Genomic DNA, 9092 nt, shown 5'->3' on the forward strand with positions numbered 1-9092 from the left:
GGTCAGGATGACTAAGCAACCTCGGCTCTCTGCATAAGTGACTGTGCACCAGAGCCACTTCTAATAGCGGTATTAGTTTCGACTAATACCGCTATTCGTTTACACTAAGACCTTTACAAAGGTCTCGTAGGAGTGGTGGTGTGGGAGCTTACTCCTTACGGGGGAGGAGCACCCGGTCGGGGGCGTCCGACAGAGGATCGAAGGGGGAGGTGTAGACGATGACGGTGCCGGGGACGAGGGAGAGCATATCGGTGAGGACCGCAGCCGCTTCGCTCCGAGCACGAGAGAGATTCTCAGCCGAGGAGACGCGACGCCGGGCTTCGTCCACTGCCTTGAGTCGCATCTCATTCTCCTGCGTCGTCGAGAGGTGTGGTCCGATGAGATTGGTCCCGAAGTCACGGCTCCAGACATCGACGAGGACGAAGCCGCGGGTCTCATCCTCCAGGACCGCCACCTCAGGCTGAGGAAGTCGGACAAAGAGCGTGTCGCCGAGCTGTACCGCTGCCAGTCGCTCGACATCGAAGTAGATCCTCGTCCGATAATGTCCCACGCCGAAGGCCTCCGTTCGTCCGGTGCGGTACCGGACCGGCACCACCTCCTCGCTCTCCAGCACGGTCACCCGCAGCACATCGCTTATGTCGGTGATGACGGTGTCATAGAGGTGGGAGAGCCGGGTCCGCTCCTTTGCTCTCTCTCCCCGGAGGAGCAGGACGGCTCCGATGATCAGGAGGAGAAGCACCGAGATAACTATGTAGAGCCCTTTTCGCTGCTTACTCATGACGGTCAAATGCTATGTGAACCACCTCGTAGCCTCGGGCGTGGAGTAGCCCGCTGAAGTAGGCGGTCGCCTGACGCTCACCCCTGCGGCAGAGCAGATCGTAGGTGGCACTGCCGGGGCTTAGCCGTGCAGTGGTCCGCTGGGATGCTTCATCCTGCAGCTTCTTTCGTTCCTCAGAGGTGATGGGCCTCTTGGTACCTGTAACCCGCTCGTGGAGTACCTCAAGCGTGGGAGAGCGGCCGGCGAGCTTCACCTCCACAGGCGGCAGGGTGAGCCAGACCTTCTTCCCCTCCACCCGCACCTTATCGGTACTGAGCCGGCTCAGATCCAGGTAGGCGATGGCGGTGTGGGTAAAGGAGTAGACGCCGATGCGGTCGCCGGGACGGAGGAGATTATCGACATAGTCCGCCGCCTCGCTGAGGGAGCGGATGCCGTCGAAGGTGGTGCCGCTGCCGCGGATGACGAAGCTCTCGGTCAGCTCCATCTCCGTCAGCTCAAAGTGCTGGACAGAGCGGATCTCGCCGAGGATCACCTCTTCGTCCGGGGTGCCCTCACCGCATCCGGCAAGGAGGAGGAGAAGGAGGAGAAGCGAGAGCCTACTTCGTCTCATCATCGGTGGCGGGAAGCTTCTCCCGGAGGGAGCAGATGAAGAAGAGGACCATCGATGTGATCTCGATGATCAGCCAGGTGGTGAGCTGGAAGTCGGGCACGTAGATAGGATTGAAGACCGTACCGACGCCCAGCATCAGGATCGCGAGGAGACTGATCCTCGGCTTATCCATCAGCCGCTTGTAGACGTAGTAGAGCGCAATGCCGCAGATCAGCAGGTGCATCAGGTGCATCACCCACGGCAGCCCGCCGTCAGGCATATCCAGCCGGTCGCCTCTCACCCTCAGGAAGAGTGAGATCAGGCAGGCAAGCGACCCGACGGTATAGAAAAACTTATTATTCATATCCACCGACAAAGGTACCAACTCCCCCGCTTTGCCCCAATGCTCTGGTCAAGGGGGAGCGAGTGACCAAGCAATTTTGATCAAGAAGAGACAGAAAGAGACAGGGAGAGACAACCGCTGTCGCTGAGGTGGTACATTTGCAGTCACCTACTCGAGGGTCGGGCAAAGGGTGTGCATTGCAATTTTGATTACCTTTGTCGTGGGGTGTGGGGCTTATTCACATGCACCAAGAGTAGCAAGAGACGACATGGGTATAAAGAAAGTGTACAATAGCAAGCAGGGTCGGTGGTTCAGAAGGCTCCTCGGCATCACGAAGGGCGAGGTGCTGCCTACCCCGCATGAGCTGCGCATCGTGCGCGTGACGAGCAAGAGTATGCTGCGCGACTTTGTCGAGTATCCCGTGAAGCTCTACAAGGGGAGTCCCTACTACTGCCCGCCGCTCATCGATGGCGATATGGATGCCCTTACGAAGGGGAAAAATCCTAACCTCGAGCACTGCGACTATGTCTGCTACCTCGCTTACCGAGGCGACCGCATCGTTGGGCGCATCGCCGGGATCATCAACCACAACTGCAACGAGCGGTGGCACCAGAATCGCGCCCGCTTCGGCTTCTTTGACTTCGAGGACGACGAGGAGGTGGTCGATGCACTGATGGATGCGGTAAGGAAGTGGGCCAATGACTATGCTTGCGACGAGCTGGTGGGGCCGCTCGGCTTTACCGACATGGATCGTGAGGGAATCCTGATCGAGGGCTTCAGTCAGGTCGCCACCTTCATCGAAGGTTACAATTACCCCTACTACCCCAAGCACATGGATCGGATGGGGTTTGAGAAGGATGTCGACTGGCTCGGCTTCCGCATCATCCCACCGCACACCGTGCCGGAGCGGTACCGCAAGGGGGCTGATCTCGTCCGGCGGAGGTACAATCTTGAGGCATTCTTCATTCACGACCGGAAACGCCTCGTGGAGGAGTATGCGGATGACATCTTCGACCTTTTCAATCGCACCTACAGCAACCTCTATGGCGCCAGCGTCCTCACCAAGGCGGAGACGCAGCAGCTGATCGACACCTTCCTCCCGCTGATCAATACCGACCTCATCGGACTCGTGAGACAGGTCTCGGACGGGAAGCTCGTCGGCTTCGGTGTCGCCATGCCCTCGATCACCAAGGCGCTGCAGCGCTCTCAGGGTAAGCTCTGGCCCTTTGGCTTCATCCCGATCCTCAAGGCACTAAAGAGCCGGAAAGCGGAGGTGATGGACCTGATGCTCATCGCTGTCGATCCGGAGTATCAGGGCAAGGGACTGATTGCGCTCATCTTTGAGCTCATGATCCCGGTCGTACAGCAGTATGGCGTCCGCTTCCTCGAGTCCAATCTGGAGCTGGAGCACAATGTCCACGTGCAGGTGCAGTGGAATTTCTTCCGCAAGATCCACCACAAGACCCACCGCTGCTACGTCACTCCGCTGACGGAGAAGGGCGAGGAGCTCGCCAAGAGACGGCGCGAGAAGAGGGCAAAGGAGGAGGAGACACGCAGTGAGGAGCAGCCTAATAGGCTGCTGATGCCGCGCGCCTCCGTGGAGGAAATGCAGAAATACGAAGGAGAGAATAGCTAAATGACCGACGCAGAAGAGAAGCTTACCCCCACACCACTAACATCTACACCTGACCCCCTCTACCAGGAGGATAAGATCGTTACCCTCAATCCGATGGAGCACATCCGGCTCCGTCCCGGTATGTACATCGGTAAGCTGGGCGACGGTACCGCTCCCGACGATGGTATCTACGTGCTCCTAAAGGAGGTGATCGACAACTCCATCGACGAGTATACGATGGGGTACGGCAAGCACATCTACATCACGATCGACGAGGAGGAGCACCGCCACGTCACCGTCCGCGACCACGGCCGAGGCATCCCTCAGGGCTCTCTCGCTAAGGCTGTAGGTACGATGAATACCGGCGCCAAGTACGACAACGAGGTCTTCAAGAAGTCGGTCGGGCTCAATGGTGTCGGGCTTAAGGCGGTCAACGCCCTCTCCACCCGTATGTCTGTCTCCTCCTACCGCGATGGGACTGTGAAGACAGTCGTCTTCGAGAAGGGGAAGCTCGTCGAGGAGAGCGAGATCTTGCCCGCACCGGGTGAGCACGACGGCACCTTCGTCGACTACTACGCAGACCCGGATATTTTCCGCAACTACCGCTACCAGCAGGACTTCGTCCACAGTATGATCCGGATGTATACCTACCTCCAGCCGGGTCTGACGATTCACCTCAATGGCACCCGCTTCATCTCCCGGAATGGTCTCCTTGATCTCCTCGAGGACAATATGACAGCCACACCACTCTATCCCATCATCCATCTGCAGGGAGACGATATCGAGGTGGCGATCACCCACTCCACCCAGTATGGCGAGGAGTACTACTCTTTCGTTAACGGGCAGAATACGCTCCACGGCGGGACGCATCTGTCGGCCTTCAAGGAGGCGATCGGCAAGACGGTGAAGGAATTCTTCGACAAGAACTACGACTATAACGACATCCGATCCGGCATCACCGCCGCCATCAGCATCCGGATCCAGGAGCCGGTCTTTGAGTCGCAGACCAAGACCAAGCTCGGCAGCCGCGAGATCTCCGAGGGCGGCATCTCGATCCAGAAGTTTGTCATCGACTTCGTCAAGCTACAGCTCGACAACTACCTCCACAAGCACCCCGACACCGCCGAGATCCTGCAGAAGAAGGTGGTCGATAATGAGCGAGAGCGCAAGGCCCTCCAGGGCATCTCCAAGAAGGCCAAGGAGCGGGTCAAGAAGGCCTCGCTCTACAATAAGAAGCTCCGCGACTGCACCGTCCACTTCAATGATCCCAAGGCTAAGGATCCGGAGCGCACCGAGATCTTCATCACCGAGGGACTCTCCGCCAGCGGCAGCATCACCCAGAGCCGCGACCCGGAGTACCAGGCGGTCTTCTCTCTCCGCGGTAAGCCGCTTAACTCGTACGGGCTCTCCAAGAAAGTGGTGTACGAGAATGAGGAATTCAACCTCCTCCAGGCCGCTCTCAATATCGAGAACGGGCTCGAGGACCTCCGCTACAATCGCGTCATCGTCGCCACGGATGCCGATGTGGACGGCATGCACATACGACTGCTGATCATCACCTTCTTCCTCCAGTTCTTCCCCGAGCTGATCCGAGAGAATCACGTCTTCATCCTCCAGACGCCCCTCTTCCGTGTGCGAGACCGCCAGGGCAAGGAGATCATCTACTGCTACGACGAGCGGGAGCGCAATGAGGCGATGAAGAAGATCGGCAAGAGCGCCTCCGTCACCCGATTTAAGGGTCTCGGTGAGATCAAGCCGGAGGAGTTTGGCAACTTCATCGGCGAGAATATGCGGCTCGACCCCGTGGTGATGAAGAAGGAGGACAACGTCCCCGAGCTGCTGAAGTTCTACATGGGCACCAACAGCCGCGAGCGGCAGGACTTCATCGTAGAGAACCTTGAGACCGACGATGTCTGATGAGTAAGCCACTGATCGGCCTCTTTGCCGGATCCTTTGACCCCTTTACGATAGGTCATGACGACCTTGTCCGCCGCGCCTTAGGGGTGGTGGATGAGCTGCACATCCTCGTGGGTGTCAATGTCGGCAAGCAGTACGACACCACACCCGAGCAGCGGGTGGAGCAGATCACAAGGCTCTATGCGAGTGAGCCGCGCATCACTGTCACCTCCTATGAGGGACTCACCGCCCACTATGCTCGCCTGGTCGGAGCCACTGTGCTGGTCCGTGGCATCCGTTCTGTGCGGGATATGGAGACTGAGCGGGAGATGGCGGAGACGCACCTGAGCCACTTCGGACTCGACACGATCTTCCTCTTCTCCCGCCCCGAGCTCGCCACCATCTCCTCCCACCTCGTCCGGGAGCTCGCCCACTTCGGTGAGGACACCAGCCGTTACCTCCCTTCGCCTCCTGACAGAGGCGAAGGGGCGGAGTAGGACAGATAAGTTTTTGGTACCTTTGAGACGATAGATTGTGACACATACACTCAATAGTAGTATCCATATATGAAAGGACGCGTACTTATCATCGGTGCCGGTGGCGTCGGTACCGTCGTGGCTCATAAGGTGGCCATGAATAGGGACATCTTCACCGACATCACCATCGCTAGCCGGACGAAGAGCACCGTGGATGCCCTCGTCGCTAAGATCCCCGGCGGCAAGGACTTCATCAAGACCGCTCAGGTGGATGCCGACGACGTGGAGCAGCTCTGCGTACTCATGCAGCGCGTACAGCCCGAGCTGGTGATCAATGTCGCCCTCCCGTATCAGGACCTCCCCATCATGGATGCCTGCCTCCGCTGCGGGGTCAATTACCTCGACACCGCCAACTACGAGCCCAAGGACGAGGCGAAGTATGAGTACAGCTGGCAGTGGGCGTATCAGGATCGATTCAAGGAAGCGGGCCTCACCGCCATCCTCGGCTGCGGGTTTGATCCCGGTGTCTGCAGCGTCTACACCGCCTACGCCGCCAAGCACCACTTTGACGAGATCACCCACCTCGACATTGTCGACTGCAACGCCGGTGACCACCACAAGGCCTTCGCCACTAACTTCAATCCCGAGATCAACATCCGCGAGGTGACCCAGCACGGGCGCTACTATGAGGACGGCAAGTGGATCACCACCGAGCCGCTCGAGATCCACAAGACCCTCACCTACCCCGAGGTGGGTCCCCGTGAGAGCTACCTTATGTACCACGAGGAGCTGGAGAGCCTGGTGAAGAACTACCCCTCCCTCCGTCGGGCGCGCTTCTGGATGACTTTCGGACAGGAGTACCTGACCCACCTCCGTGTGATTCAGAATATCGGCATGGCCGGCATCGAGCCGATCAAGTACAAGGGCGTCGACATCATCCCCCTGCAGTTCCTCAAGGCAGTCCTCCCCGACCCCAAGGAGCTCGGGAGTGACTACACCGGCCAGACCTCCATTGGCTGCCGCATCCGCGGGCTGCGTGGCGGTGAGGAGCACACCTACTACATTTACAATAATACCGACCACGCTGAGGCCTACAAAGAGACCGGCGCCCAGGGCGTGAGCTACACCACCGGTGTCCCCGCGACCACCGGCGCGATCATGTTCTTCAAGGGCCTCTGGAGTGGTCATGGCGTCTTCAATGTCGAGGAGTTTGACCCCGATCCCTTCCTCGAGGAGGTGGCCAAGCAGGGGCTCCCCTGGCACGAGCTGCACGACATCGATCTGGAGCTCTGATGACCTCTTTTATAAAGGAAAAAATAAGTGACAAGCACTACTATGGCAGATAAGAAAGAGATGGGCGAGGATCAGAGCATCACCGACGAGATCGAGGGTGCAGCCTCCAAGTCTCACCGCATCGAGGCGGATCCCAATAAGCTCAAGGCAATGCAGGCAGCTCAGGCCAAGATCGAGAAGACCTTCGGCAAGGGCTCGCTGATGAACATGGCCTCTCAAGAGGTGCAGCCCATAGAGGCGATCCCCACCGGCTCCCTCACGCTCGACCTCGCGCTCGGCATCGGCGGCTATCCCCGCGGGCGCATCGTGGAGATCTACGGACCGGAGTCCTCCGGTAAGACGACGCTCGCGATCCACGCCATCGCCGAGGCACAGAAGCTTGGCGGGCTCGCCGCCTACATCGATGCAGAGCACGCCTTTGACCGCGTCTATGCCGAGGCCCTTGGTGTCGACCTCTCTCGTCTCTGGATCTCCCAGCCCGACGATGGCGAGCAGGCGCTCGACATTGCTGAGAACCTCATCCGCTCCTCCGCTGTCGACGTCGTAGTCATCGACTCCGTCGCCGCCCTCACCCCCAAGAGTGAGATCGACGGCGAGATGGGAGAGAATAAGCTCGGCCTCCAGGCACGACTCATGAGCCAGGCGCTCCGTAAGCTCGCCGCCCTCATCAGCAAGACCCGCACCTGCTGCATCTTCATCAATCAGCTTCGCGAGAAGATCGGCGCCTACGGCAACCCCGAGACCACCACCGGCGGCAACGCCCTCAAGTACTACGCCTCCATCCGCATCGACATCCGTCGCAGCACCGCCCTCAAGGACGGTGATGAGCAGGTGGGTAACCTCACGAAGGTGAAGGTGGCGAAGAATAAGGTGGCCCCTCCCTTCCGTCGAGCAGAGTTTGACATCATGTACGGCAAGGGCATCGCCAAGTCCGGTGAGCTGGTCGACATCGCCGTCGATATGGGCATCATCGACAAGAGCGGCTCCTGGTACAGCTACGGAGACATGCGCATGGGCCAGGGACGCGAGGCCGCAAAGACCCTCCTGGAGGAGAACCCTGACCTCGCCGACGAGGTGGAGGCCAAAATCAAGGCTCGCATCGCTGAGGACAACGCACAGTAAGAAGGAGTCGGTAGGAGAGAGGGAGAAAGCGCTCTTTGATAGATGCAGTTGACAATTTCGGCTCTTAAAGTCAAAAAGTTTGCTAAGAAGTCCTTTGATTTCTGCTAAGTAGCAGCTTTACCCACCTTGACGTGCAGATCATTTTGTCGCACCTTTGCACCATTACAATCACAAGATGCGTAACCTAATCAATCTTTCTTACCTAACATCCTAATATTTTGTGGAACCTATAGTAAGGGTTGCACGGGAGTGCAACCCTTATTTACTTCCACAGGAGAGAAAGAGCCACACCATAGAGAGGGCAGATCCATCGCAAGCAGGGTCTGCCCTCCTTTTTTTTGCTTGATCCGATCTCGCAGAAGTCTAATACCGGTAATAGTGATGACTAATACCGGTAATAGAGATCACTAATACCGGTATTAGACTGAGAGCTGATGGGGACGGGCCTCCGGGCTGTCGAGGGGAGGGGTCGGGATACGCTGTGAGATCTCCATTTTTCTACCTGCTGATTATCAGTCATGTGCGTGAGGATCCTAAGGAAATATTGGGGTGGGGCTTGCGGGAATGGGGAAAAGTCGTACCTTTGCACTCGCAAAGCCGAGAGGGGTACGCTCCTGAGGTGCTCCGGCAGAGGTCGGGGCGAGCGGGTTGCGGAAAAAGAAATTTCCGGATCGCTTGCAGGAATGAAAATCTTTCGTACCTTTGCACTCACATCGCCGCCCGAGGGGCTGGAGATGCTGAAAAGAGAGATCATAGACATAAAGATAAGACAAGGGCATCGCCCTTCTTAGAGATTTAGAGATAAGGAGCGAGCGATGTGAATTGTGTAAGTACAAGACAAGAAAACAAGTAGTATACCAGTTTTCACGATGGGACAGTAGTGTCACTTCGTCTGAGACCTATAGAGATACAACTTGGGTGAAAGTTTAAGTGACGATATATATACGTCAACGTACGAAACCAATAAAGCGAAGAGCAAC

Annotated in this window: 8 protein-coding genes; 5 read left to right on the forward strand and 3 right to left on the reverse strand. The window is 57.7% G+C overall.

Annotated features, from left to right (window positions below):
• Positions 1 to 148 precede the first annotated feature (148 nt).
• From Q0F21_RS03495 to Q0F21_RS03505, 3 genes are read right to left on the reverse strand one after another with little or no spacing between them, the layout of a single operon-like run.
• Positions 149 to 778, reverse strand: a complete 630-nt coding sequence (locus Q0F21_RS03495; protein WP_297237451.1) for a DUF4230 domain-containing protein — start codon at positions 776 to 778, stop codon at positions 149 to 151.
• The gene (locus tag Q0F21_RS03500) at positions 771 to 1388 is read right to left on the reverse strand and encodes a DUF4230 domain-containing protein (RefSeq protein WP_297237453.1); all 618 of its coding nucleotides are present in this window, start codon (positions 1386 to 1388) and stop codon (positions 771 to 773) included. Before Q0F21_RS03500 ends, Q0F21_RS03495 begins: the two co-directional genes overlap by 8 nt.
• The gene (locus Q0F21_RS03505) at positions 1375 to 1731 is read right to left on the reverse strand and encodes a hypothetical protein (protein ID WP_297237455.1); all 357 of its coding nucleotides are present in this window, start codon (positions 1729 to 1731) and stop codon (positions 1375 to 1377) included. Before Q0F21_RS03505 ends, Q0F21_RS03500 begins: the two co-directional genes overlap by 14 nt.
• A 247-nt stretch (positions 1732 to 1978) precedes the next feature.
• On the opposite strand from Q0F21_RS03505, the gene Q0F21_RS03510 reads away from it, so the two are divergent.
• From Q0F21_RS03510 to recA, 5 genes are all read left to right on the forward strand, one after another.
• Entirely contained in the window at positions 1979 to 3346 is a 1368-nt protein-coding gene (locus tag Q0F21_RS03510) for a hypothetical protein (RefSeq protein WP_297237457.1), read from the forward strand.
• Positions 3347 to 5242: a DNA topoisomerase IV subunit B gene (locus Q0F21_RS03515; protein WP_297237459.1), complete on the forward strand. Its 1896-nt coding sequence runs from the start codon at positions 3347 to 3349 to the stop codon at positions 5240 to 5242.
• Positions 5242 to 5718, forward strand: coding sequence for a pantetheine-phosphate adenylyltransferase (gene coaD, locus Q0F21_RS03520; RefSeq protein ID WP_297237461.1), 477 nt, complete (start codon positions 5242 to 5244; stop codon positions 5716 to 5718). Before Q0F21_RS03515 ends, coaD begins: the two co-directional genes overlap by 1 nt.
• Before the next feature lie 69 nt (positions 5719 to 5787).
• A complete protein-coding gene (locus Q0F21_RS03525) occupies positions 5788 to 6990 on the forward strand; it encodes a saccharopine dehydrogenase family protein (RefSeq protein ID WP_297237463.1) in 1203 nt (400 codons plus the stop codon).
• A gap of 42 nt (positions 6991 to 7032) precedes the next feature.
• Positions 7033 to 8112, forward strand: coding sequence for a recombinase RecA (gene recA / locus Q0F21_RS03530; RefSeq protein ID WP_297237465.1), 1080 nt, complete (start codon positions 7033 to 7035; stop codon positions 8110 to 8112).
• Positions 8113 to 9092 lie beyond the last annotated feature (980 nt).

The organism is uncultured Porphyromonas sp., assembly GCF_934359325.1.
Lineage (GTDB): Bacteria > Bacteroidota > Bacteroidia > Bacteroidales > Porphyromonadaceae > Porphyromonas_A.

Excerpts from the sequence above, each read along its gene's own strand:
- Q0F21_RS03495 (WP_297237451.1), bottom strand. The coding sequence starts at position 778 with ATGAGTAAGCAGCGAAAAGGGCTCTACATAGTTATCTCGGTGCTTCTC.
- Q0F21_RS03500 (WP_297237453.1), bottom strand. The coding sequence starts at position 1,388 with ATGAGACGAAGTAGGCTCTCGCTTCTCCTCCTTCTCCTCCTCCTTGCC.
- Q0F21_RS03505 (WP_297237455.1), bottom strand. The coding sequence starts at position 1,731 with ATGAATAATAAGTTTTTCTATACCGTCGGGTCGCTTGCCTGCCTGATC.
- Q0F21_RS03510 (WP_297237457.1), top strand. The coding sequence starts at position 1,979 with ATGGGTATAAAGAAAGTGTACAATAGCAAGCAGGGTCGGTGGTTCAGA.
- Q0F21_RS03515 (WP_297237459.1), top strand. The coding sequence starts at position 3,347 with ATGACCGACGCAGAAGAGAAGCTTACCCCCACACCACTAACATCTACA.
- coaD (WP_297237461.1), top strand. The coding sequence starts at position 5,242 with ATGAGTAAGCCACTGATCGGCCTCTTTGCCGGATCCTTTGACCCCTTT.
- Q0F21_RS03525 (WP_297237463.1), top strand. The coding sequence starts at position 5,788 with ATGAAAGGACGCGTACTTATCATCGGTGCCGGTGGCGTCGGTACCGTC.
- recA (WP_297237465.1), top strand. The coding sequence starts at position 7,033 with ATGGCAGATAAGAAAGAGATGGGCGAGGATCAGAGCATCACCGACGAG.